The 23,738-nt window shown below is 45.4% G+C and carries 19 protein-coding genes; 11 read left to right on the top strand and 8 right to left on the bottom strand.

The features are described 5' to 3' along the window. Positions 1-498: 498 nt before the first annotated feature. On the top strand, positions 499-1,860 hold the full coding sequence (locus tag OAG1_RS19410; protein WP_338622403.1) for a DUF4397 domain-containing protein: 1,362 nt from the start codon (positions 499-501) through the stop codon (positions 1,858-1,860). 72 nt (positions 1,861-1,932) lie between these two features. Here the strand turns inward: OAG1_RS19410 and OAG1_RS19405 are convergent, their stop codons facing one another. Continuing rightward, positions 1,933-2,202, bottom strand: a complete 270-nt coding sequence (locus OAG1_RS19405; protein ID WP_338622402.1) for a hypothetical protein — start codon at positions 2,200-2,202, stop codon at positions 1,933-1,935. A 57-nt stretch (positions 2,203-2,259) separates the two neighbouring features. Between OAG1_RS19405 and OAG1_RS19400 the strand changes: the two genes are divergently transcribed. The 5 genes from OAG1_RS19400 (at position 2,260) to OAG1_RS19380 (ending at position 7,414) form a co-directional block, all read left to right on the top strand. Further along, the gene (locus tag OAG1_RS19400) at positions 2,260-2,802 is read left to right on the top strand and encodes a DUF1993 domain-containing protein (protein WP_338622401.1); all 543 of its coding nucleotides are present in this window, start codon (positions 2,260-2,262) and stop codon (positions 2,800-2,802) included. Positions 2,803-2,959: 157 nt separating this feature from the next. Beyond that, positions 2,960-3,397 (top strand): GNAT family N-acetyltransferase, encoded by a 438-nt coding sequence (locus OAG1_RS19395; protein WP_016402329.1) that lies wholly within the window; start codon positions 2,960-2,962, stop codon positions 3,395-3,397. Between the two features lie 373 nt (positions 3,398-3,770). After that, positions 3,771-4,175: a GNAT family N-acetyltransferase gene (locus OAG1_RS19390; RefSeq protein WP_338622400.1), complete on the top strand. Its 405-nt coding sequence runs from the start codon at positions 3,771-3,773 to the stop codon at positions 4,173-4,175. Positions 4,176-4,261: 86 nt separating this feature from the next. After that, the gene (locus OAG1_RS19385) at positions 4,262-4,726 is read left to right on the top strand and encodes a GNAT family N-acetyltransferase (RefSeq protein ID WP_338622399.1); all 465 of its coding nucleotides are present in this window, start codon (positions 4,262-4,264) and stop codon (positions 4,724-4,726) included. Positions 4,727-5,164: 438 nt separating this feature from the next. Beyond that, positions 5,165-7,414, top strand: a complete 2,250-nt coding sequence (locus OAG1_RS19380; protein ID WP_338622398.1) for a multiheme c-type cytochrome — start codon at positions 5,165-5,167, stop codon at positions 7,412-7,414. Positions 7,415-7,464: 50 nt separating this feature from the next. Here OAG1_RS19380 and OAG1_RS19375 read toward each other — a convergent pair whose 3' ends face one another. Beyond that, a complete protein-coding gene (locus OAG1_RS19375) occupies positions 7,465-9,162 on the bottom strand; it encodes a hypothetical protein (protein ID WP_338622397.1) in 1,698 nt (565 codons plus the stop codon). Positions 9,163-9,532: 370 nt separating this feature from the next. Between OAG1_RS19375 and OAG1_RS19370 the strand changes: the two genes are divergently transcribed. After that, positions 9,533-11,947, top strand: coding sequence for a TIM-barrel domain-containing protein (locus tag OAG1_RS19370; RefSeq protein ID WP_338622396.1), 2,415 nt, complete (start codon positions 9,533-9,535; stop codon positions 11,945-11,947). Between the two features lie 62 nt (positions 11,948-12,009). Here the strand turns inward: OAG1_RS19370 and OAG1_RS19365 are convergent, their stop codons facing one another. Continuing rightward, complete coding sequence (locus OAG1_RS19365) at positions 12,010-13,638, bottom strand: alpha-amylase family glycosyl hydrolase (protein ID WP_338622395.1); 1,629 nt, start codon at positions 13,636-13,638, stop codon at positions 12,010-12,012. A gap of 267 nt (positions 13,639-13,905) precedes the next feature. Here OAG1_RS19365 and rlmF point away from each other — a divergent pair, with 267 nt between their 5' ends. Together rlmF and OAG1_RS19355 are read left to right on the top strand one after the other, a co-directional pair. Continuing rightward, positions 13,906-14,865: a 23S rRNA (adenine(1618)-N(6))-methyltransferase RlmF gene (gene rlmF, locus OAG1_RS19360; RefSeq protein ID WP_338622394.1), complete on the top strand. Its 960-nt coding sequence runs from the start codon at positions 13,906-13,908 to the stop codon at positions 14,863-14,865. An 80-nt stretch (positions 14,866-14,945) separates the two neighbouring features. Beyond that, positions 14,946-15,830: a PA4780 family RIO1-like protein kinase gene (locus OAG1_RS19355; RefSeq protein WP_016402320.1), complete on the top strand. Its 885-nt coding sequence runs from the start codon at positions 14,946-14,948 to the stop codon at positions 15,828-15,830. A 24-nt stretch (positions 15,831-15,854) separates the two neighbouring features. On the opposite strand, the gene OAG1_RS19350 is transcribed toward OAG1_RS19355, so the two are convergent. The 5 genes from OAG1_RS19350 to ilvG form a co-directional block, all read right to left on the bottom strand. Beyond that, complete coding sequence (locus OAG1_RS19350) at positions 15,855-16,592, bottom strand: hypothetical protein (protein WP_016402319.1); 738 nt, start codon at positions 16,590-16,592, stop codon at positions 15,855-15,857. 120 nt (positions 16,593-16,712) lie between these two features. Continuing rightward, positions 16,713-18,248 carry a threonine ammonia-lyase, biosynthetic gene (ilvA, locus tag OAG1_RS19345; RefSeq protein ID WP_338622393.1) on the bottom strand — a complete coding sequence of 512 codons (1,536 nt, stop codon included), beginning with the start codon at positions 18,246-18,248 and terminating at the stop codon, positions 16,713-16,715. 80 nt (positions 18,249-18,328) lie between these two features. Continuing rightward, on the bottom strand, positions 18,329-20,176 hold the full coding sequence (ilvD, locus tag OAG1_RS19340; protein ID WP_338622392.1) for a dihydroxy-acid dehydratase: 1,848 nt from the start codon (positions 20,174-20,176) through the stop codon (positions 18,329-18,331). A gap of 37 nt (positions 20,177-20,213) precedes the next feature. After that, positions 20,214-20,486, bottom strand: a complete 273-nt coding sequence (gene ilvM / locus OAG1_RS19335; protein ID WP_016402316.1) for an acetolactate synthase 2 small subunit — start codon at positions 20,484-20,486, stop codon at positions 20,214-20,216. Beyond that, complete coding sequence (ilvG, locus tag OAG1_RS19330; protein ID WP_338622391.1) at positions 20,486-22,144, bottom strand: acetolactate synthase 2 catalytic subunit; 1,659 nt, start codon at positions 22,142-22,144, stop codon at positions 20,486-20,488. Before ilvG ends, ilvM begins: the two co-directional genes overlap by 1 nt. Positions 22,145-22,651: 507 nt before the next feature. Between ilvG and OAG1_RS19325 the strand changes: the two genes are divergently transcribed. Together OAG1_RS19325 and OAG1_RS19320 are read left to right on the top strand one after the other, a co-directional pair. Next, positions 22,652-23,098: a DUF192 domain-containing protein gene (locus OAG1_RS19325; RefSeq protein WP_338622390.1), complete on the top strand. Its 447-nt coding sequence runs from the start codon at positions 22,652-22,654 to the stop codon at positions 23,096-23,098. 68 nt (positions 23,099-23,166) lie between these two features. Continuing rightward, a complete protein-coding gene (locus OAG1_RS19320; protein ID WP_152783266.1) occupies positions 23,167-23,727 on the top strand; it encodes a sugar O-acetyltransferase in 561 nt (186 codons plus the stop codon). The last annotated feature ends 11 nt before the right edge of the window (positions 23,728-23,738 follow it).

Raw genomic sequence — 23,738 nt, 5'->3', positions numbered from 1 at the left:
TTTTAGTGAGTGGTTTAGCGTCACAGCTTGCTGAGTATTCATTCTATGCAGCCTATAGTAGTTAAATTGGTGGCTTATTCACCTTAAAGTAAGCGGTTTCATGAAAGTTGCTTGAGCTTTTGAGGGCTAGCTAACATTCGAAGATATCCAGAGCAATATTTCATGAACCCAACAATAAATTAGATAAGTAAATACTAAGTTTGCTTAGGCGGAATAAATCGAGGAAATGAGAATGATTGCTTAAGTATTTTGTTGAATCAAACAATAAAAATATAACATTTTTGTTACAAATTTGCTTTGTGCTTTTTGAGAAGAGGATTATTTTTAAATTTAATTATTTCAATGCGTTATGGTTTACTTTGTTTGCTTGTTTTTCATTCTGTCACATCTAAGTTCTTTGTCGCCGATAAACAATCCGCGGTTTTTCTTGTGATCTTATTTTATTTCCTTGGCGTTTCAATGGCTGATACCACTACAGAGATACTTAAGGAAAAGAACATGAAACTTGCCAAATCAGGTCTACTACTCAGCTCCGCTGTATTACTCGCAGCCTGCGGTAGTGATGACGACCACGTTGAAACCCCAATGTCCTCAGTTCGCGTAACCCATGCAAGCGCAGACGCGCCGTTGGTAGAAGTTAAAGCCAATGACGAAACCTTTGCTGGATTAAGCATGGTGGATTACCGTCAAGGCAGTGCTTGGGTGCCGGTAGCATCAGGCAGTTATGATATTAGCGTTGACGCCATTTTGCCTGGTGATAATGCTGAAGTGATAGCTGCAAACTTAGAGTTCTCTCCGGATATGCAATACGACATTATTGCGCTCAACTATGCGGCTTCAATTGAGCCAGTAGTGCTAAGCCGCAGCAGTGACGCGGTGGATGCAGCTAGCGTGCGCCTTGATGTATTACATGGTCACCCAGATGTGGGTGGGGTGGATATCTATTTAACCACTGCAGCTGATATTACGAGCGAAGCAGCGGCAATTACTAACTTAGAATTTAAAGTTGATAGCGCAGATTTACCGGTAACCGTTCCAGCCGATACCTACCGAATTCGCATTACTGGAACCGGCAGCAAAACCGTGGTTTTTGATAGCGGCGAAGTGGCGTTAGCTGGTGGCAGCGATTTAATGTTAACAGCAGTGCCTAACAGCGACATGGGCTCAGTATCGCCAGTAAATGTGTTGTTGGCCGATGGCAGTGCCGTATCGGTAGTGCGTGATATGGCAGAAACCAGCCATGTACGAGTGGTGCATGCAGTAGATGATGCGCCGATGGTTGATGTATTGGCGAGCGGCGCTCCTGTAACTGGCTTTACCGGAATTGCTTTTAACGAAACACCATTTCGCAGCGGTGATTTAGCTGCAGCTAGCTATGATCTGAGTGTTGCCGCCAGCGCAGACAACAGCTTAGTGGTTATTGATGCCCCAGGAGTGATGTTGGATGCGGGAGCCGAAACCAGTATTTATGCTGTAGGCAAATTAAACTCGATTACTGACAGCACCATTGAACCACTGGTTATTAGTGAAGATTTACGCTCGGTAGCGCTTTACTCTAAGGTTCGCGTAGTGCATGCAAGCCCAACTGCGGGTGACTTAGGCCCAGTTGATATTCATGCTTCTGCCGATGGCAACTTTAGCGCAGACACCGTAGTGTTAGCTGGGGTTAACTTTAAAGATAATGCGGTACTTAATGTTGCTGGCGGCACCTATACCTTCGCCGTTATTTTAGCCAGTGATACGACTTACAGCCCAGCAATTGAAACCATGGCCACTATTGAGAACGGCGGTGTTTACACAGCAGTAGCCACCGATGACTTTAGTGATTTAGTGCTAAACGTAGATACTATGGCACCATAACAATATAGTTGTTGAGTAACAAAAAAAAGGGCCGTAAGGCCCTTTTCTGTTTTGGCTGGTATGGCAACGCGACTATTTAACTCGAGTGATCGTTACCAATTGAGTGTGCTGAGGTACTTCTATTAAAGCACCGCGCTTTAGTTTTTCTATCTGGTTTACGTGATGTTCGGAAAAGCCACGTTGTTGCCAGTTTCTCCCCACTAAGTCTGATTCACTGAGCGGATAAATATCTTGATGGCTTAAGCTATCGTGACGCGAAATAATCCATACTCGCTGTTGCTCTACAGTGAGGCTTGCTAGTACGTTTTTCACCTTATTCCAAACCAACAATGCGAGTTTCACCTTGATTAATCATTTCTAAACCCGTTATAACATAGGCTTAGTTTAAGGACGAACAGCATGACAGATCCCAAAACCAATAAGCTTTATCAATTATCGGTACCACTGTTTTTACACTATTTAAATCAGCTCGATGAATTACTTAGTGATATGCAGTTATTTGCCGAGGAACAGGGCCTAAGCGAAGCACAATTATTGGCCGCCAAACTTGCCGACGACATGTTTCCATTGGGGCAACAGGTTAGCACCGCCATTGGTTTTAGTCTGCGTTGTTGCTTACCTTTAGCGGGCCAAGATATCGAAAACTTTAGCCCAGAGGTTATTTCTTATCAGAGTTTGCAGCAGCAATTGCACAGCAGTGTAAGGTGTTTGCAGCAGTTAAAGTCTGAACAATTTGAGCAAAGTACGCCGAGCAATATTTCTACTCAGGCTGGGTTTGCTAAATTATCGCTAAGCCCAAGTGAATACCTGCAACAATATATGCTGCCAAATTTCTTTTTTCACTACACGATGAGCTATGCGATTTTACGTCAGCAGGGCATGCCTTTAAGTAAGCAGAATTTTGATGGCTATCATCAATACCCTGCAGGTTTTAGCTTTTAAAACAGTCACTTCAAAAAATTATGAGTGATTTAGTAATTGACTAATGATTATTTCGTAAAGCGCAAGAAATACGCCTTAAAACCTTGTGTTAGCGTAATACAATCGGTAGATTATTTGAGATAAAGGCGCGCAAGAACAATCAGGGGGACATTCGTCAATGCATCCAGATTATTTTATAAGTACTAACCAAGCAGAGTTAGATATCTCGCTGATTCATAGTGTATTAACTAAGTCTTACTGGGCTAAAGGTATCCCTCGCGCTACGGTTGAGCAATCCATCGATAATTCATTGTGTTTTGCTGTTTATAACTATCAAAAACAGCAAGTTGGTTTTGCTCGGGTGATTAGCGATTACAGCACCTTCGCCTATTTAGCCGATATTTTTGTCCTAGAAGAACACCAGGGTAAGGGTTTGGCTAAGGCACTAATGCATCGCATTATGGCCCATCCTAGGCTACAGGGGATTCGCCGCTTTAAGTTAGCGACCCAAGACGCACATGGCCTTTATCAGCAGTTTGGCTTTACCGAGTTAGCCCATCCAGAAATACATATGGAGCGCTGGCAGCCAAACTTCTATTTGCTTCCTCAAAGCTAACAAATCTTATGTTGAAGTCGCCTGTTGCCGCGACTTGCCTTCAATATCTACTTTACGCTGCTTTCTGCAGCGTTTTTGTTCCTTACTACAGCCTTTAAGCTATCGAAGCTAGTTGCATTAAACCGATGTTAAACGGCAGCAGGGTACAAATCTAAATCACATTTTTAGCATAAGTGAGTATCTGGTCTATCTTGCTTATCTTTCTCTTACATGCCCTAAAGCCTTACGTTGTAAGTGTTTAGAATGAATGTTACTAAATTGTTACAAATGCCGATGGCAAAGTTACCAAACGTTACCCTGAGGGGCTTGAGGCTTGGCTTATTGCTGACTAAATTTACGCCAATCAATGTGGGTTAATCAGGGAAGGCTGAGCATGCAACAGGGATACTATGTTGGTACTAACAAAGAACAGCTCGATTTAGCACTTATTCATGAGGTGTTGGTGAGCTCTTACTGGGCAAAGGGAATATCTAAAGGAGCTGTTAAAACGTCGATTGATAATTCCATGTGTTTTGCCGCTTTTGACCTTAAACAGCAGCAAGTAGCTTTTGCCAGAGTTGTCTCTGACTACTCAACCGTTGCTTATTTAGCCGACATCTTTGTATTGGAGGATCATAGAGGCAAAGGCTTAGCCAAAGCCATGATGCACCGGATTATGGCTCACCCTAAATTACAAAATGTACGCCGATTCAAACTCGCAACTAAAGATGCACATGAGCTATATCGTGGTTTTGGATTTAACCAAATTTCAGATCCAAACCTCTATATGGAACGCTAAACAGCAGCGCCTTACTGTTAATTGGATTGAATTTTAAGCCTATATATTCAATGCTAATGGCTTGTTGAGTTATTAGGAAATAGTCAGTGGATATACGCTTAAACGATGTAACAGGCGAGCAAGTTATTGCATTGCTAGAAGAGCACCACCAAGACATGTTGCGCCACTCTCCAATAGAGAGTGTTCATGCATTGGATGTGAGCGGTTTGCAGGCCGAGGGCGTGAAATTTTGGTGTGCTTGGTTGGGCGATGAGCTAGCAGGGTGTGGCGCCTTAAAGCACCTTGACGCTAAGCATGCAGAGTTAAAATCTATGCGCACTGCCAGTAAACATTTGCGTAAAGGCGTGGCTGCTGGGTTACTAAAACATATTCTCAAAGACGCCCAAGAAAGTGGTTATCAGCAACTGAGTTTAGAAACTGGCTCTATGGCCGCGTTTGCTCCAGCGTGGGCTCTTTACCTGTCTTTTGGTTTTGAGTTTTGCGGCCCTTTTGCCAACTACCAACTTGATCCTTACAGTAAGTTTATGAGCAAAAGCTTGGCGTCCATCTAGGGTCTGTTGATCTTTGCTGATGGTTTTTACAGCAATTTATTAGCCATTTAGGCAAGGCAGTGAGTGTGAAGTTAAGTGGGCTTAATAATCACTCGCTAACGCTGAATAAATGGCTAAGAAATGCTGCCCGAAGGGTTCAGATAAGCGAACTTTACTCTTCGTTGAACGCTTTTCACTTAGCCCACTAGGTTTCAAAGTGTTCGCCGCGATTAAAGCCCGCTTATCTTGAATAAAATTTCAACACCAAAGATCAACAGGCCCTAGCCTTAAGCCTCTTTAAGTTATTTGTGGTTTGGCCCTTCTCTGTGAGGTCATTTGTTCAAGACTTGCTACACTTTTAGTTATACCTTGCTAGATATTTGATTTGATAAGTAATTTTAGCTTGGTACTAGCAAAGTTTAATGACTGGATAATCCATAGTTTTGGAGAAGGGTAGGCATGAGGCAGGGGCTGTTAGGGCTTGTATTTGTTTGGCTAGGTGTAAGCTTATGTATATCGGCGGCTGAATATGTCGGAACCAATAACTGTATAGAGTGTCATCAAACGCAATATCAACAATGGCAGGGCTCTCATCATGACATGGCAATGCGCCATGCCGATGAGCAATCGATACTAGGCGACTTCGCTAATGCCAGCCTAGAGTTTGCAGGTAAAACCAACCGCTTCTTTCGTAAAGGCGCTGAATATTGGGTCAATATTGAGGGGCCTAACGGTGATTTTTCCGATTACCAAATAACTTACACCTTTGGCTTTGAACCGCTGCAGCAATACATGGTGGAATTTGCCGATGGTCGAGTGCAGCTCATTCCCTTTGCTTGGGACTCTAGAAGCAAGCAACAAGGTGGCCAGCGTTGGTTTCACCTATATCCCAATCAACAAAAAACGGATGAATTTTATTGGACCAATACCGGACAAAACTGGAACTATATGTGTGCAGACTGTCATTCAACTAATTTGCAAAAGGGCTACGACGGCAGCAGCAATACCTACAATACCACTTGGTTTGAAATCAACGTTGGCTGCGAAGCTTGCCACGGCCCCGCCAGCGACCACATCAAGTGGACTCAAAGTGACAATAAGCAAGCTGCACTAGCCAGTGTAGGCCAGTACAGTGGCTTTTCTCGTACTCTCCAAGTGGCAGTAAGTGAATGGACTTACCAAGCTGGTGAATCTACTTTGAGCGCTGCCGGCCACCAACAAAGCCAGCAACTTAAAGTCTGCGCGCAGTGCCATAGTCGCCGTTTACAAATAAGCGAAAGCAATGATCACGTGGCGGGATCTTTGCTCGATCGCTATCAGCCCAGCTTGATAAGCGCCGAGCTCTATCATGATGATGGCCAAATATACGATGAAGTGTATGTTTGGGGCTCATTTCAGCAGTCAAAAATGAAGCATGCTGGAGTAAGCTGCAGCAATTGCCATAATGTGCATTCTGGGCAATTGAAAATGGAAGAACCTGCACTGTGCGCGCAGTGCCATGTAGCTTCTGAATACAGTGCAGAGAAGCATAGTTTTCACCCTGAGGGTAGCGAAGCTGCCATGTGCAGCTCTTGTCATATGCCTGCCACTACTTACATGCAGGTAGACCCACGGCGAGACCATAGTTGGCAAGTCCCGCGCCCCGATCTGAGTCAGGCGATTGGCACCCCAAATGTATGTACTTCTTGCCACCAAGATAAAGACAATAGTTGGGCGCTACAATGGCAGCGGCAATGGTTTCCTAAATCAAACTACTTAGATAATAATCATTTCTCTGAAGCATTTTTTGCTGCAGACCAAGGTTTACCCTCTGCCGAACAAGCCTTGGCTTACGTGGCGCAAAACCCCTTAGAAAGCAGCATTATTCGCGCCTCTGCTCTAGAGCGACTGGCGCAGTTTCCTGGCCGTAATAGTGTGATTGCCACTGCAAAAGCTGTTAGCAGCGAGCAAGAGCTGATTCGTTTAGGGGCGGTAAGTAGCGCTCGGCATTACCCTATAGCAGAACGCTGGCGCTTATTGTCTCCTCTACTGGATGACTCAACCCTAGCAGTAAGAAGTGAGACTGCTGCCAGCTTGGTGAAAGGCTGGGCAAGTTTAACTGAGCAGCAGCAACAGCAATTAAAGCCAGCACTTAAGGAATACCAAGAGGTTCAGTTAGTCAATGCCGACCGTGCTTTTGCACTGAACAACCTAGCCGGTGTTTATCTTGCTACTGGCGAGTTTAATGAGGCGGAAGCTAGCTATTTACAAGCAATTAAAATAGAGCCTTATTTTGCCAACAGCTACGTTAATTTAGCCGATTTATATCGCCATTTAGGCGATGAAACGGCCGCATTTAATGTACTTAAGCAAGGGCGTTTAGCCCAGCCTGCCAGTGCTGCTATCCCCTATAGCACTGGTTTAAGTTTATTGAGGCAAAAAAAGGCGCAGCTAGCGGTGAGCTATTTTGCACAAGCCACAGAGCTAGAGCCAAGTAATGCTCATTATTGGTATGTTTACGGCTTATCCTTAGAAGCTTTTGATTTGGTCAAAGCGCAGCAAGTATTAAACAAAGCCTACGATACCGGACGTAATCCGCAGCATTTATTTGCCTTGTGCGAAATGAAGGTAAGGCATAAAGATAGAAAGGCACAGCTATGTATTTTGCAGTTACAAGCGGTGGTACCAGCAGAAGTCGTGCAGCGCTTGAAGCGGCAATTAAATCAATAATTTATGTGGTAAGAAAAAGGCGCTCTAAAGCGCCTTTTGGATAAAACTATCTAATTAGTTTTTCGAAATGTTGTGATGAAGCTTTTTTGGCCTTGCACAAATGCGCTAGATGTTAATACACCTTGGTCCCAGTTTTTGCCAGCGGCAACATACGTCCACTGCTCAATTTTAGGGTTTTGGCATAATTGTCCTTCAACGATTTCGTCGTCATCACACCAGCGAACAGAAGAGTTTAGTTGAGCAAGAGTTGCTTTGGTTTGTTGGCCCTCATTAACGCCAAACCACCAAAATGCCATGTTAGCTAGCTCTGCGTAAGACACGGTTTCATCCATATCTTCCAAGGTACATTCGCCACCTTGTTGAGTATGTAACTCTTTACCTACAACATGAATCTCACTTTCACCAAACTGGTAGTTAACTTGACCAGTTAAGCTACAGCCTGCGATGTTGGTTTCGGCTAACCAAGTACCACTAAAATCGATATAGCGCTCGCCATTGTCTACGTTGGGATTAACCAAGTAGCTGTATGAGGTAGATGTGCTTTTTCTTAGTTGATTACCGCTACCGTCAAGGGTCACTTCAATGGTTTGATCTGTGTAAATCCCTGTCGCAGTGTCGTAGCTGGTGCTAAAGGTTTGTTGTTTAAGCTCACCATCGTCCTCAAATTCGCTTTCGCCTAAAGTGCTTAAGTTTGCTTGGCTACAGTTTTGTTCGTTCATACACGCAAATAAGCCACCAAAATTAGCCACTTCTGCGTAATCTATAGCTTCATCGTCGTGGTTAACTTGGCTTGGATCTTTAACCACTAATTGGAAACCCGGTTCAATCGCAAAGTCTTCGGCAGAGTATGTGTTTGAATCAGCATTAAAACACTCTGGAGTATTGTTGTTCACGGTGAATTCACCGCCGTTTAACTCACAGGCAATGAATTCTTTGGCCCACTGCGAGCTATAACGTTGATCAGAAGAGCCTGCTTTAAGTACCAAAGAGTCTTCGGCTAGATGCAGCACCTCGGAGCTTATACCAAAGCTCGCATTTTTGAATGCCTCATCAGGAATTGTTCTATCCATGTGAACATTCTGAAATACCGTTGAGTTATTGCCGTACTGGCCGGTCATAACTACTTCAGATAAACGTAAGTACTCGCCACTGCCCTTACTAAACGCATCAATCACGTCACTGTCGCCGCGCTCAATGCCATCTAGTGACTCGCTTAAATGCGCTGCTGCTTCTTGTTCTGATACCCACTCGCTAGCGCTTACTTCTTCTAGCAACGCATCTGCAGAATCTAGGTTGTTTAGCTTCACTTGCTTGAGCGCAATTAAGGTATTGCTGTCGGCTGCTGGCTTTGCAATATCTTCTGGAATAACAATGCTGCCAGTACTCGCATCATCTAATGATTGCAGTATTCGCGCTAAGTTCATTGCAGAACCAGTATCGGCGGTTACTTCAAAGGGAGAAACAACGCTACGATAAGAGCTGTTACCGATGAACATGCCGTTCTCGCCGCCCAAATAAAACGACACTACATCGTCGGGTTTAACCTCAAAGGTACCTTCAGCGTTGGTGTAGCCACTTAATCCACTGGGCGCCGCTTTATAGAATAATCCTTCTACGGCGGCGTCAATAAAAGTGCCGCTTACAGGGTCTGTACTTGGTGGGGTTTCATTGCCGCTTTCACTTCCACCGCAAGCGCTTAACACTAACGATACTAAGGCTGTGCTACCTAGTACTGCGAATTTGTTCATAATGCTTTCAATCCTTTACATTTTTATGACAGCTATTGCTGTTATTTTGAGAGGGGAATGTGTTTTATTTAGCTCTTAAAGTAAAACTATATTTTTATCAACAAGCTCTATAAAAGATGGTAGAGATGTAAAGTTTTAGATTATTCACTCTATTAGTTTTTCGCTGCTGAAATATTATGCTGTTTGGTGTGAATTTTTTTGGCTTGCCGAAGGCGTCAGTGATGAAGGTTCTCAAGGCTGTTTTTGATGGTAATTAAAGTCCTTGATTTGCTAAGTCACATTTTTACAAGATGCTGATTAATTAAGTTATTAATGAATTTGTTTACTGGTAAGGTTTGCTAGTTATTAGGCCTTTATTGAAGGAACAAATATGAAGACGGGCTTACACCTTTCGGCGAAACTAGCTGCTGCTTTTGTGTTGTCGATAACTAGTGCTATTTCTCAGGCTGCAGAGGCGGTTTGGCAAAGTAAAGTGTTAGATGAGCACACTGTTATTCTCTCGGTTGGCGATGCCACACTTAGCCAGTTTGAGCCAAGCTTAATGTTAGCGGCTTCGAAAATCGATACCCAGACTTTATCAGCTATTATCGATCCCGCTTCCAGCCCTTGGTACAAAATCTCTCCTGAGCAAAACGGTCGCTGTTTATCTTTAAGTGACGCTGCGCATTCTAAACAAACACTTAGTCATTTATGTATCGAGTCGCTAAAGAGTGGTCGCTGGAAGTTAAGCTTAAGTGAAGGCGGTATTCAACAGATTTACGGCCTTGGGCAGCAGCACAATACTCAAGGTAATGCCGACGGCGATTGGGTAGGCCGAAAGCGTATTCCGGGCAACCGCATGGGCAATGCCATGGTGTATCAGGGTGAAGGTGCGGTAGGCAATACCCAAATTCCGATTATGTATTTATTGGGCGAGGGCAAACAAAACTTAGCCTTGTTTTTTGATCACGTTCAGCCCTTGGTATTTGATTTCACAAAAGCGCCATATTCTATCCAAGGCAAGGGTAAGCGAGCGCGAATCATCCTGATTGCCGGTGAAAACCTAGCTGATTTACGCTCTCGTTATTTAGCGTTGACCGGCAAGCCGCCGGTTCCGCCAAAAGCTATGTTTGGCTTGTGGTTGTCGGAATACGGTTTTGATAATTGGCAAGAACTAGACAGTAAACTCGCTAGCTTACATAAAGCACAATTTCCGCTATCGGGTGTAGTGCTCGACCTGCAGTGGTTTGGCGGTATTAAACAAAACTCTAAACATACTCAAATGGGCTCACTTACTTGGGATGAGAAAAACTTCCCTAATCATCAGCAAAAAATAGCTGAATTAAAGCAGCGCGGTATCGGCGTAATGGCTATTGAAGAGCCTTATATTGGTGGTGAGCTTAATGAGTACTATTCACTGGCTCACGCAGGCGCATTAGCCCGCAGTTGCGCGCCGCCTTGCATGGAGCCCGCTTATATAAAAGATAATCCATGGTGGGGTAAAGGCGGCATGCTGGACTTCTCCAGTGAGAAAGGCGCAGCCTTCTGGCATGACTATCGCCGTGAGGCACTAATTGATGATGGCGTGATCGCCCATTGGACCGATTTAGGTGAACCCGAGCTCTACCACCGTAAAGCTTGGTATGCCGGGGTGAATATTGATGGCGAACTAAAGCATGACCATCAAAGTGTACATAATTTGTATAACCTGTTGTGGAGTCGCAGTATTTATCAAGGTTATCAACGCAACCAGCGCCAGCAGCGCCCGTTCATCATGAGCCGCTCTGGTACAGCTGGCAGCCAAGCTTATGGCGTAGCGATGTGGTCGGGCGATATAGGGGTTAATTTAGCTAACTTACGTAGCCACTTTAATGCGCAAATGCACATGAGTTTGTCGGGTATCGATTACTTTGGTTCAGACATTGGCGGCTTTCATGGCACCCCTTGGGATGAGCAATATACTCAATGGTTTGCTGCGGCCTTATTCACTGATTTACCGGTAAGACCACACACCCAAAACCTGTGTAACTGCAAAGAAACTGCGCCAGATAGAATTGGCGATACCGTCAGCAACTTGTTTAATGTTAAACAGCGTTATGCCTTAAATCCATACTATTACACCCTTGCACACAGAGCGTGGGGCGAAGGAAAAGCCGTTGTTGCCCCTTTAGTTTATGCTTATCAAGAAGACCCGCAAGCAAGAACTAATGGGTCGATGAAGTTGATTGGGGATGCACTATTGGTAGCCTTGGAAGCGAAGGATAAGGCTAAACAAAGCTCGGTTTATCTACCCAAAGGACAATGGTTTGATTACCGCAACAAGCTAATGCTTAACAGTAACGGTGAGCAGTTGAAGCAGCCTTTGTATATTGATGAAATATACCGCTTACCGTTGTTTGTTAAAGCGGGTCATATAGTGCCGCGACAAGTTGAGGATGAAGCAACGCTAGATTTGCTGGTGGTGCTGGATGATAGTGGCCAAGCCAAAGGCCAGTTAATTGAAGATGACGGTGTAACTATCGCCTATCAACAGCAAGCAATTCAGGAAACTCAGTTTAGTGCTGAACTTACTGATAGCTTACGAGTGCGCATTCACCCAGCCAAAGGGCAGTATCAAGATGCTCCAAGTGTAAAGTCTTATCAGCTAGAGTTAGCTAACCTAGTTAAAACTAAAACAATAAAGGCCGCTTATTTTAATGATCAGGCTATTGAGTTAGGCAAGCAAACCGCAAGTGGTTTTCTATTGCCCGCTCAGCAAGTAGATGTTCGCCAAGGCGGCGAATGGTTGCTTGAGTTTAATGAGTAATTGGTGGCGCTAAAAAGATAATGAGGGCCTGTCAGTCTGTAACTGTCAGGCCCTTATTGGTTTTAGTATTGGTAAATACGAATTTCTTGGGCCGCAAGGCTTAGGTTGAGTTGGCCAGATGAGGTTGTGCTCACAGCGTTACTACCAAAGTTTGCCAATGGGCTTAACAGTGTTGAGGCTTGTCCAACTGGAATAACCGGCGTTTGCGCACTATCACTGTAGTTAAGCACCACTAATACATTTGAATCCGCTAGGCTTCGGCTATAAGCCAGTACTTCACCATCAAGCAGCACTTCTATATCTCCCTCGCGTAAAGCAGGAGTGTTTTTGCGTAATTGAATCAGTGTTTTGTAATGGTGGTAGATAGAGTTGTCATCTGCCATTTGGCTAGCAGCATTATAAGCCGCTGTATTGTGGGCATGCGCGCGGTAAGGTGTACCAGTGGTAAACCCGCCTTCTGCAGTCCAACTCATTGGTGCTCGCAGTAAGTAGTCACCACCACTATTGGCGGTGTGGCCCATGCCCACTTCTTCCCCGTAATAAACAAAAGGTTGTCCCGGTAGTGTAAGCAAGGTAGCAGCGGCTAAGCGGTATTTAGCCTCGTTTCCAGCAAACTGCTCAAATACTCGTGTACCAGCGAAATAGTCATGGTTTGCTAATAGCAGTCCCATGCTACTAAGCCTACCCTGTTGTAGCCAATCCACTATGTATGTGCCTGAAGTCGAGCCGGCATTAACGCTTCGCATGATGTCCATATTCAAATAAAACGAAAACGCTGAGCCACAAAAATCTGATTGTGCTGCAGCTAAAGAATCACTTGAATCTTCACAAATCATAAATCGATTGCTGTAGTCTTCCATCACCAACTGTTGAATACCGTACATAATGGCGGCATTTTCTGGTTGTCCAGACCACTGATTCGGACCATTTTCAACTAAGTGAGTCATTGCATCGAAGCGAAAACCGTCCATGCCAGCATTTAGCCAATAACGTAAGTTGTTGTAGTGGAAATCGACAACTTCTTGGTTTCCAAAGTTGTAGTCAGGCATATTGGATTGGAAGATACCGTAGTAGTATCCGTATGTACCTTGGTGCCAAGAAGGGTCTCCTGACCAGTTGGTCCAGCCAGGATTACTTGACTCCCACATATACCAATCGCGTTTGCCGCCAGCATTGTTATCTGAATCGATAAATACTGGATTGTCGCCTGAACTGTGATTGATGAGGTAGTCGGCAATTACACCAATGCCTCGAGCATGGGCTTGTGCTAAAAACTCATCAAAGTCTTCTCGGGTCCCGTAGTCGCTCTCGATGCTACGGTAATCTACTACCTCGTAACCGTGATCTTTATCAGAGCTTTCGCTAAAGGGCATTAACCAAATGCCTTCAACGCCTAAGTCTGCAATGTAATCCAGTTGGGAGGTAAGACCTTTAAAGTCTCCAATCCCATCGCCATCGGAGTCTTTGTAACTGCGTACAAAGATCTCCATAAAAACCGCGCCTTTATACCAGTCTGCGGCTAATGCTGGTTGATCGTCCACGGCCACCGAGCTCATGTCCAAAAGGCTTTCAGCTTTGGCTTCTCCAACGGGGATTTCTTTAGGGGTTATTGCTTCTGAGCTAGAGTCACAGCCATTTAAGCTCGCCAATATCGCAAGCGACAGCGCACTGCTTATCAAGTGTTTGTTCATTTTACTTTCCTTGTAACTTGCTTAACACAAAGCTTATGCAGCGCGACTATAGCCGTGGTGATCTGATTATTGCCACCTTCTTTGCACAGCTTTATAAATAATCAATTAAGTACTAATTGATTATGATATTTTCTATTATATTGATTTATATATCACTTATTTAAGTCACACTTTTGTCAATAATGCTTTATTCAATGAGATGCAGCCTTTAGCCCCACTTCGCTTTATAATGCTATTTGTCTAGAACTTATTGGTTACAACAAGCGAATGCGCGCAAAAAAAACGACCTCTCCGGGAGAGAAAAGCCAACTTCACCCGCGTAACAAACACCGACAGCGTTACGATTTCCCGGCGCTTATTGCGTCATGTCCCGAGTTAAAACGCTTTGTGGCCAAAAACCAATATGGAGATGCATCGGTAGATTTTTTTGACCCAGAAGCGGTGCGCTGTTTAAACAAGGCACTGTTACAGCATTTTTATGGGGTGAAAGGTTGGGAAATTCCAAAACACAATTTGTGTCCGCCCATTCCGGGGCGTGTCGATTACATTCATTACTTGGCCGATTTACTGGCTAATTCTTTAGGTGGCAGCCTATCTAAAAACAGCCCAGTGCGTTGTATTGATGTAGGAGTGGGAGCGAATTGTGTTTACCCTTTGGTTGGGGTTAGCGAATATGCTTGGTCATTTGTGGGCAGTGACATCGAAGCAGCATCTTTACAATCAGCAGAGCGTATTTTAGCGGCTAATCCGCATTTACAGGCAAATATCACGCTGCGTTTACAAGGTGATAAAAAAGCGATATTTAAAGGCATTGTGCAAGCGAACGAGCGTTTTGAGCTCAGCATGTGTAACCCGCCGTTTCACCGCTCGGCTGCAGATGCCCAAAAGGGCAGCCAAAGAAAACAAACTAATCTAAAGGCTAATGCTAAAAACAAATCAAAGCTAAACTTTGGTGGTCAAAGCAATGAATTGTGGTGCCCTGGTGGAGAGTTGAGTTTTATTAAAAACATGGTGGCAGAGAGCCAGCAGTTTTCGCAACAAGTGCTGTGGTTTACCAGCTTAGTATCAAAAGAGGTAAACTTGAGGGCGATATACCAATCGCTTAAACAAGCAAAAGTGAGCCAATATGAAACCATTAAAATGGGTCAAGGCAACAAGGTGAGTCGCTTTGTTGCGTGGTCTTATCATTCGCCAGCACAACAGAAGCAATGGCTAGCCTCTTTATAACATAGAGTTTGATTTATGTTTTGCTAAGTAGCTTGGCAAATATGCCTATATAAACGATCGATTTTCAATAAATGAGATAAATGAAAACGCCTAAAAGAATCCAGCCTTTAGTTGATGACGGCTTAGTTGATGAAGTGAAAAGCCAGCTAATGAGCGGCAAAGAAGCGTCGGTTTACGTGGTGCGCTGTGGCGACGAGATCCGCTGTGCAAAAGTGTATAAAGAGGCTAGCCAGCGCAGCTTTAAGCAAGCGGTGGTGTATCGCGAAGGGCGTAAAGTTCGCAATAGCCGCAGGGCCCGGGCGATGGAAAAAGGCTCGGGCTTTGGTCGTGAGCAACAAGAAAAAGTGTGGCAAAGCGCCGAAGTAGATGCTTTGTATAAGCTCGCGGCTGCTGGGGTGAGAGTGCCAGAGCCCTATGGCTGTTTTGATGGCGTATTGCTTATGGAGCTTGTCACCGATGATGAAGGCTATGTGGCACCGCGCTTAAACGACGTGATGATGAGTGAAGAGCAAGCGCTTGAAGATCATCAGCTAGTCATCTCTTACATCGTGAAGATGTTATGTGTGGGGCTTATTCATGGCGATTTGTCGGAGTTTAATGTGTTGGTGGACGCCTATGGCCCTGTGATTATTGACTTGCCCCAAGCAGTAGATGCCGCCGCCAACAACAATGCTGAATGGATGCTGACCCGTGACATTAACAACATGCGCGATTACTACAGCCAATTCGCGCCAGCCTTGGCCAATACTGAATACGCCAAAGAGATGTGGAGCTTGTTTGAGAAAGGAGAGCTGACTGCTGACACCGAGCTTAGCGGCAAGTTTGTAGAACAAGATACTGTGGCCGATATTGCAGCTATTATGCAAGAAATAGATGCCGCCCGAGAAGAAGAGCTAGCCCGCAAAGAGAGACTAAAAGAAGCCCAACAAGGCGTTGATGAAACTAAGTTTAACTGGGCAGATTAGCGTTTCTACCCAGTTATTCAGGGTTTAAATATTTACCTGTGCGCTGGTTTGAAATTCTAACAAGGTATTGGCTGGAATTTGTACCGCACCACCGCGAGTAATGATGGCTAAACCAGCCCCTACTTTGGCGCCGTCTTTGGCGCCATCACTACCATTAATTAACCCACCAATGGCTGCGCCGCCAGCGGCTTTTTTCACGGTGTTTTTGCCTTGGGCATCACCCAAGCCATTAAAAGCATTGGTTTGAATAGCAACGCGTTGGCCATTAACGGTAATGTCGGTTAAGGCAATTGTTAGGCTAGATTTTCCGGCCAAACGACCCGCTTGTTCACTCTGCAATACTTTGCCATAAACGGGGCTACCTGCTTTGGCGATTAGCTGGCCGTTAATTGCTAAGTCGCTTTCTAAGCTTGCGCTAAAGCGATGGCCAGAGGCGTGTTCACGGGTGCTAATTGCACTGTCTAAGCTGATCATCAGCGGGGTGCCAGCAGGAATGCTGCTAACAGCTTGAGTGGTTTCGGCTGAGCTGGTGTCGGTTTTAATGTCAGTATGAGTATTGGCAAAGGAAAGCTGCAGATCTTTCACATCGGCGGTGTTAAAGGTCATGGTATTGCCAGCCACTTCAAACTGAAGTTCTTGGCTATTTCGCTGCAGCAGTGTGCCTTCTAAGATGCTGCCATTGTTTAACGTGAGGGTGTCGGCAGAAAGGTTAAAACTCGCAAGCGTGATAAGTGCGGCGATTGCAGTAGATGATTTAGCCATAAACCTGAGTCTCCAGTGGTTTGCTGAAAAACAAAGTTTTTAGCAAACCTTCTGTAGTAACGCTTATAGCTGGATAACTTAGTTCAATATTTAGAAGTAATTGATCTATTCAGTCTATGCTCAGTCATGTGCCAGAAAGAATTGATAAGCGGTGTTATCGCTTTCGTCACGATAATCAAAGCCTAACTGCTCTAGGTGTTTACCAAAGGCTTGCTGGTCGCTTTCTTGTAACTCAAACCCGGCTAATACCCGACCATAGGCCGAACCATGGTTGCGGTAATGGAACAAGGTTATATTCCAATGGGGGCCAAGGGTGCGCAAAAACTTAAGCAGTGCGCCAGGTTGTTCTGGGAACTCAAAACTGTAGAGCTTTTCATTGAGCTGGGTGCCAGGTCGCCCACCTACCATATAACGCACGTGTTGCTTAGCAAGCTCGTCGTCACTTAAGTTAGCCACTTGATAACCGCTGCTATCCAGCTTATCTAACAGCGCTGGTAGCTCCTTATCGCTATTGCTCACCTTAATGCCAACAAATATGCTGGCTTGTTGCTCGCTGGCATAACGATAGTTGAACTCAGTGATGACTCGCCCGCCCAAGTGTTCAACAAACTCTAAATAAGCGCCTTGGCGCTCGGGAATGCGTACCGCTAATACTGCTTCTTTTTTCTCACCAAGCTCGGTGCGCTCAGACACATAACGCAGGTTATGAAAGTTCATGTTAGCGCCAGATAGCACAGCAGCTAAGCGCTCACCTTCTAGTTTGTGCTGCTGAGCGTAGGCTTTTAAGCCAGCCAGAGCCAGTGCACCAGAGGGCTCAGAAATGGCGCGGGTATCTTCAAAAATGTCTTTTACTGCCGCGCATATTTCATCGGAGTTTACGGTTATTACATCGTCGAGGTATTGCTGGCACAGCCGAAAGGTTTCGCTGCCAATTAATTTAACCGCTACGCCGTCGGCAAATAGTCCAACCCGTTCTAAGGGAGTGGGTTTACCAGCAGCTAAGGCGGCTTTTAAACAAGCAGAATCTTCGGCTTCTACGCCTATCACTTTTACATGAGGCATCAGCTGTTTAATGTATACCGCCACCCCAGCGGCAATACCGCCGCCACCTACCGGCACAAATACCGCATTTAGGTGCATGTCTTGTTCAAGTAGCTCTTTGCCAATAGTGCCTTGGCCGGCTATCACGTCTACATCATCGAAAGGAGGGATCAATGTGTAACCGTGTTCTTCAACCAGTTGTTTGCAGTATTGGTAGGCTTCATCGAAGCTGTCGCCTACCAAACGTACATCAGCGCCCATGGCGCGCACCGAATCCACTTTAATATCGGGAGTGGTGGTGGGCATTACGATCACCGCGGCAATGTTAAGTCGCTGTGCCGACATAGCCACGCCTTGCGCGTGATTACCAGCCGATGCTGCAACCACTCCGCGCTCACGCTGCTGTTGATTGAGCTGGGCGATTTTATTGTAGGCGCCGCGTAATTTAAACGAATGCACACTTTGTCGGTCTTCGCGTTTCAGCAAAATATTATTGCCACTGCGCTGCGACAGCTTAGGCATACCCTGTAGTGGGGTAACTTGAGCAATTTCGTAGACTGGCGAGAGCAATATACGGCGAAGATATTCGTTAGCACTAGGCAAGTGTTGCATCATAAATTACCTATACATGTTGGCGACAACATAAAAAAATAAGCCCGGCGAACCGGGCTGTTTATACAAGCAAGACGCGCGGTTTAATCTAGCTTGCTTTTATCGCGTACCGCACCTTTGTCGGCGCTGGTGGCGAAGTGGGCGTACATTTTCAGCGAGGTGCTTACTTCACGCACTCGGCCAATTGGGCTCCAAGCATCGCTGCCTTTGGCTTCCATGGCGGCGCGACGTTTAGCCAGTTCTTCATCACTCACTTCTAACACAATGCTACGCTGAGGAATGTTGATATCAATAATATCGCCTTGCTCAACTAAGCCAACCACACCGCCGCTCGCAGCTTCTGGTGAAATATGGCCAATGGATAAACCAGAGGTACCGCCAGAGAAGCGGCCATCGGTAATCAAGGCACATTTCTTACCTAAGCCCATCGATTTTAAGTAAGAGGTTGGGTAAAGCATCTCTTGCATGCCTGGGCCGCCTTTAGGGCCTTCGTAGCGAATTAATACTACTTCGCCAGCTTGTACGGTGCCGTCTAAAATGCCGGCAACTGCGTCGTCTTGGCTTTCAAAAATACGGGCAGGGCCTTTAAATACTAGGTTATCGTCGTCTACGCCGGCAGTTTTAACAATACAGCCGTCTTGCGCTAGGTTACCTTTTAGTACTGCAAGGCCACCTTCTAAACTAAAGGCGTTGTCTAAACTGCGAATACAACCTTCGGCGCGATCGTCGTCTAGGTCATCCCAGCGGCAATCTTGGCTAAAGGCTTTAGTGGTGCGAATACCTGCAGGGCCAGCGCGGTAAAATTCTTTTACTGCCTGATCTTGGGTTTGCATGATGTCCCACTTGGCTAAGGTATCAGCCAAGGTTCCGCCCATTACATTCGGTTCGTTACGGTTTAGTAAACCTGCACGGTCTAATTCACCCAAAATACCCATGATGCCGCCTGCGCGGTGTACATCTTCCATGTGGTATTTGTTAGTAGATGGCGCCACTTTACATAGTTGAGGAACCTTACGAGAAAGCTCATCCATGTGGTCCATATTGTAATCTACGCCAGCTTCTTGGGCTGCTGCCAAAAGGTGTAATACGGTGTTAGTAGAACCGCCCATGGCGATATCTAGGGTCATGGCGTTTTCAAAGGATTTGTGTGTTGCGATTGAACGCGGCAATACACTTTCGTCATCTTGCTGGTAGTAACGGTTACACAAATCAACAATGCGCTTACCGGCGTTTACAAACAGTTTTTCACGATCCGCGTGAGTCGCTAGCATTGAACCATTACCTGGCTGGGCTAAACCTAGCGCTTCGGTTAAACAGTTCATTGAGTTTGCGGTAAACATACCAGAACATGAACCACAGGTTGGGCAGGCACTACGTTCTACTTTGTCGCTGTCTTCATCGGATACGTTTTTGTCGGCGCCCATTACCATGGCGTCAACTAAGTCGAGCTTAATGATTTGGTCGCTAAGTTTGGTTTTACCGGCTTCCATTGGGCCGCCAGAAACAAAGATAACTGGAATGTTTAAGCGCATCGACGCCATTAGCATTCCCGGGGTGATTTTGTCACAGTTAGAAATACACACCATGGCGTCGGCACAGTGGGCGTTTACCATGTACTCAACGGAGTCTGCAATTAGGTCGCGTGAAGGTAGGCTGTAAAGCATGCCGCCGTGGCCCATGGCAATACCATCATCTACAGCGATGGTATTAAATTCTTTAGCAACACCGCCTGCGTCTTCAATAGAGCGTGCAACCAATTGACCAAGATCTTTTAGGTGAACGTGGCCCGGTACAAATTGGGTGAATGAGTTCACCACTGCGATAATTGGCTTGCCAAAATCTTCTTCTTTGGTTCCTGTTGCTCGCCAAAGGGCGCGCGCTCCAGCCATATTACGGCCTTCGGTGGTGGTGGCACTTCGCAGTTTAGGCATTGCGGTTTACTCCGTTAATCTGTGTTTGCTATTTGTTTTAGGCAATGGCCGCTTTTGGCGAAGCCACTGCTTGTAATTGGGTTAATTGCACTTGCTCAACGTCAAACAATTTCACTAATTGATTAGTAAGATGCTCTATTGGACGCTCGCTCGTCACACTAAGTTCAATACGGTATCCAGACTGCTCTTGGTCATTGAACTGCTCAATTTGCATAGATTGTACTAAAAAACCGCGGTGACGTGTCACTCGTAATACGCGTTCTAGTACATCTGCTTGCTGGCGAGTAGAAATGGTTAGTGAATGTTGCATTAGCAGTCCTCCATCATTTTGTCGTTGGCCACACCGGGTGGCACTAATGGCCATACGTTTTCTTCAGCATCAATTAATACATGCAGTAGGTAAGGGCCTTTGCTATCTAGCATCCGTTGCAAGGCTGCGTGTACATCAACTTTGTTGCCAATGGTTTCGCCGGGAATATCAAAAGCCGAGGCCATTTTTACAAAGTCGGGGTTGTCATCAAGAATCGTTTCACTAAAGCGGCCATCAAAAAACAAATTTTGCCACTGGCGAACCATGCCTAAGCGGTTATTGTCGATTAACAGCATTTTTACCGGCAGCTTAGCGCGTTTAATGGTGGTGAGTTCTTGTACATTCATCATGAATGAACCATCACCAGAGACGTTAATAACGGTGTCGTTAGGGCGCGCAAACTGCGCGCCAATGGCTGCGGGTAAACCAAAGCCCATAGTGCCTAGGCCTGCACTTGATAAATGATTCTCTGGGCCATCAAACTGCATATGTTGGGCTACCCACATTTGGTGTTGGCCAACATCACAAGCTACCACGGTGTTTTTATCCACCATCTTGCTTAAGTCACTAAGCATAGCAGGCGCAAAAATATGCCCGCCTGGGTGATCATAACGCCAAGCAAAATCATGTTTCCGTTGTGCCACTTTTTCTTGCCAGATATCAATCTCGGTTTGGCAATGCAGCTTAGGTAGGGTTAGCTTTAAGTCGCTGTCTAGTGCAACATCTGGGGTGCGGCGTTTACCAAATTCGCTGGCATCAGCATCTAGGTGAATCACTTTGGCATTTGGTGCAAATTCATCAAGCTTGCCGGTAACGCGGTCATCAAAGCGCGCGCCAATCACCACTAATAGGTCAGTTTCTTGAACACTTAGGTTGGCTGCTTTAGTGCCGTGCATACCTAACATGCCTAAGTAGTAAGGTTGTTCTTCGGTGATCGCCCCAATCCCTTTTAGCGTGCTCACACTTGGGATTTTGCTGTAGTTTAAAAACTCACGTAACTCAGTCACAGCATTGGCCATGCCTACGCCGCCACCCACATATACAATAGGTTGTTTGGCGCTAGCGATGAGTTGTTTGGCTTGGCTTATTAGTTCTGCCGCGGGTTCTACAGGAGCGCTGGCAGCAGCCAAGTAAGCGAGGCTTTCTTCAACTTCGGCTAATTGCACATCTTTAGGCACATCTATAAGCACTGGGCCTGGGCGGCCGCTGGTGGCAATCTCAAAAGCTTGTTCTATGGTGCGTTTAAGCTCTTTAACGTCGGTCACCATAAAGCTATGTTTGGTGACTGATAACGACATGCCTAATACGTCTACTTCTTGGAAGGCGTCAGTACCGATTACTGGCTGGGCTACTTGTCCAGTAATCGCGATAAGTGGAATGGAGTCTAGCTGCGCTTCGGCAAGGCCTGTGACGAGGTTGGTTGCGCCAGGTCCAGAAGTGGCGATACACACACCAACTTTAATGCCCGAAGTTGCTCCTGCGCGGGCATAACCCACCGCTGCCATTGCCGCACCTTGCTCGTGGCGAGTAAGCATGTGCTTTACACCACCGTCGTAGAGAGCGTCGTATAAAGGCATAATTGCCCCGCCAGGATAACCAAATACTTGTTCAACGCCCTGTTGTTTCAGAGTCGCTACAATTTGTTGCGCACCATTCATTACTACTTCCTTTCCACCGTTAACAAAAAACCCCCGAGCTTTGCAGCGCGGGGGTTTGATGTTGTGTGCTTGTTTCAGTTACAACAACGCATCCCCGCGAGGTGATAGAATAATCACCACAAGGACGACGCTAATAATTAGAGCAACTGAAAGAGACATATTTAAAACTTTCCTAAAGCATTGGCTAACAAGTATCACAGGATAAAATGTGATTCAAGTCCACTTTGGCTACTAATTGTTCTGCCTGTGGTACGTTTAATAAACAATTTAAGGTTTCTTAATCTGTATTTTCTTTATCGGTTGGTTGTATGTTCTGTTTTATTTGTTTTGAGTGGTGATAAATTTTGCATATGCAGCAGATTGTTCATTGCTCATTTGGCTAAAATTATTGCACTTTTTTTCGTTGATTTGCGTTTAAGCAAGGTAAAGTGATGGCTTGCTTAGTGAGTTGTATATCTGACACGGTTTTACTTAGCGCCGTTTTAGTCATCTGGGAATCCTGTAACTTTGAATGTATCCGTTTATAAATACGTCCTATTGGTTTTACTGGTAGTCACAAAAAATGTGGGGGCTGCAACGCCAAGTGAGGAATTTCCAGCGGTAGCGCTGGAGGTCAATCAACAGCACTACACGGTAGAATATGCCTACAGTGACCAACAACGCGCCTTGGGTTTAATGCATCGGCTGCACTTGTGTAACGATTGCGGCATGTTGTTTAATTTTCAGCGCAACAAACAAGCTCAAATGTGGATGAGAAATACTTTGATCCCTTTAGACGTCGCTTTTATCCGCAAAGATGGCTCTATTAGCGAAATCACTCAGATGCAAGCGAATGATGACAAACTAACTAAATCGCGCTTTCAAGTGATGTACGCATGGGAGATGAATCAAGGCTGGTTTGCTAAAAATGCAATCCAAGTCGGAGATAAAGTAGTGATTAAACCTGTAGAATAACTTACTGAAAATAAAACATTTCGCTGCAGTTTTTTCCTAGTGGCGGCCAGTTTCTCGAAGAGGTAAGCATGACAGAAAAAGAAAAGATGTTAGCTGGAGAGTTGTATTTGGCCTTTGACGGAGAGTTGGTTGAAGAGCGTAACCAAGCTAAGTCTCTATGTTACGAACTCAATTTGTTACACCCCGAAGAAGACTTACGCGCTGAGGTTTTAGCCGAGCTGTTGCCAAACAGTCTCGATCCTTGGATAGAGCCAGATTTTTTCTGCGACTACGGCTATAACATCACCACCGGTAAGAATTTTTACGCTAACCATAACTGTGTGATTCTTGATGGTGCGCCTGTCACCATCGGTGATGACGTGATGCTGGCTCCTGCTGTGAATATTTCTACTGCGACTCACCCGTTAAACGTTAAGCAGCGCACCGAGGGTTTAGAGCGAGCTTTACCTGTAACTATTGGTGACCGCGTTTGGATTGGTATGGGCGCGAATATTTTACCTGGCGTAAGCATTGGTGATAACGCGGTAATTGCCGCTGGTGCCTTGGTAAACAAAGATGTGGCGGCTAATACAGTGGTAGCCGGCGTGCCGGCTAAATACGTGAGAGATATTCCCGAGGACCAAGACTAGCTAACCTGAGT

Origin of the sequence: Agarivorans sp. OAG1, from assembly GCF_037076485.1 — a bacterium.
Taxonomy (GTDB): Bacteria; Pseudomonadota; Gammaproteobacteria; order Enterobacterales; family Celerinatantimonadaceae; genus Agarivorans; species Agarivorans albus.
This window is presented reverse-complemented; position numbering and strand designations above follow the sequence as displayed.

Excerpts from the sequence above, each read along its gene's own strand:
- ilvG (WP_338622391.1), bottom strand. The coding sequence starts at position 22,144 with ATGAATGGTGCGCAACAAATTGTAGCGACTCTGAAACAACAGGGCGTT.
- ilvM (WP_016402316.1), bottom strand. The coding sequence starts at position 20,486 with ATGCAACATTCACTAACCATTTCTACTCGCCAGCAAGCAGATGTACTA.
- OAG1_RS19350 (WP_016402319.1), bottom strand. The coding sequence starts at position 16,592 with ATGGCTAAATCATCTACTGCAATCGCCGCACTTATCACGCTTGCGAGT.
- OAG1_RS19365 (WP_338622395.1), bottom strand. The coding sequence starts at position 13,638 with ATGAACAAACACTTGATAAGCAGTGCGCTGTCGCTTGCGATATTGGCG.
- OAG1_RS19400 (WP_338622401.1), top strand. The coding sequence starts at position 2,260 with ATGACAGATCCCAAAACCAATAAGCTTTATCAATTATCGGTACCACTG.
- rlmF (WP_338622394.1), top strand. The coding sequence starts at position 13,906 with ATGCGCGCAAAAAAAACGACCTCTCCGGGAGAGAAAAGCCAACTTCAC.
- OAG1_RS19380 (WP_338622398.1), top strand. The coding sequence starts at position 5,165 with ATGAGGCAGGGGCTGTTAGGGCTTGTATTTGTTTGGCTAGGTGTAAGC.
- ilvA (WP_338622393.1), bottom strand. The coding sequence starts at position 18,248 with ATGATGCAACACTTGCCTAGTGCTAACGAATATCTTCGCCGTATATTG.
- OAG1_RS19375 (WP_338622397.1), bottom strand. The coding sequence starts at position 9,162 with ATGAACAAATTCGCAGTACTAGGTAGCACAGCCTTAGTATCGTTAGTG.
- OAG1_RS19390 (WP_338622400.1), top strand. The coding sequence starts at position 3,771 with ATGCAACAGGGATACTATGTTGGTACTAACAAAGAACAGCTCGATTTA.
- OAG1_RS19355 (WP_016402320.1), top strand. The coding sequence starts at position 14,946 with ATGAAAACGCCTAAAAGAATCCAGCCTTTAGTTGATGACGGCTTAGTT.
- OAG1_RS19370 (WP_338622396.1), top strand. The coding sequence starts at position 9,533 with ATGAAGACGGGCTTACACCTTTCGGCGAAACTAGCTGCTGCTTTTGTG.
- OAG1_RS19320 (WP_152783266.1), top strand. The coding sequence starts at position 23,167 with ATGACAGAAAAAGAAAAGATGTTAGCTGGAGAGTTGTATTTGGCCTTT.
- OAG1_RS19395 (WP_016402329.1), top strand. The coding sequence starts at position 2,960 with ATGCATCCAGATTATTTTATAAGTACTAACCAAGCAGAGTTAGATATC.
- OAG1_RS19410 (WP_338622403.1), top strand. The coding sequence starts at position 499 with ATGAAACTTGCCAAATCAGGTCTACTACTCAGCTCCGCTGTATTACTC.
- ilvD (WP_338622392.1), bottom strand. The coding sequence starts at position 20,176 with ATGCCTAAACTGCGAAGTGCCACCACCACCGAAGGCCGTAATATGGCT.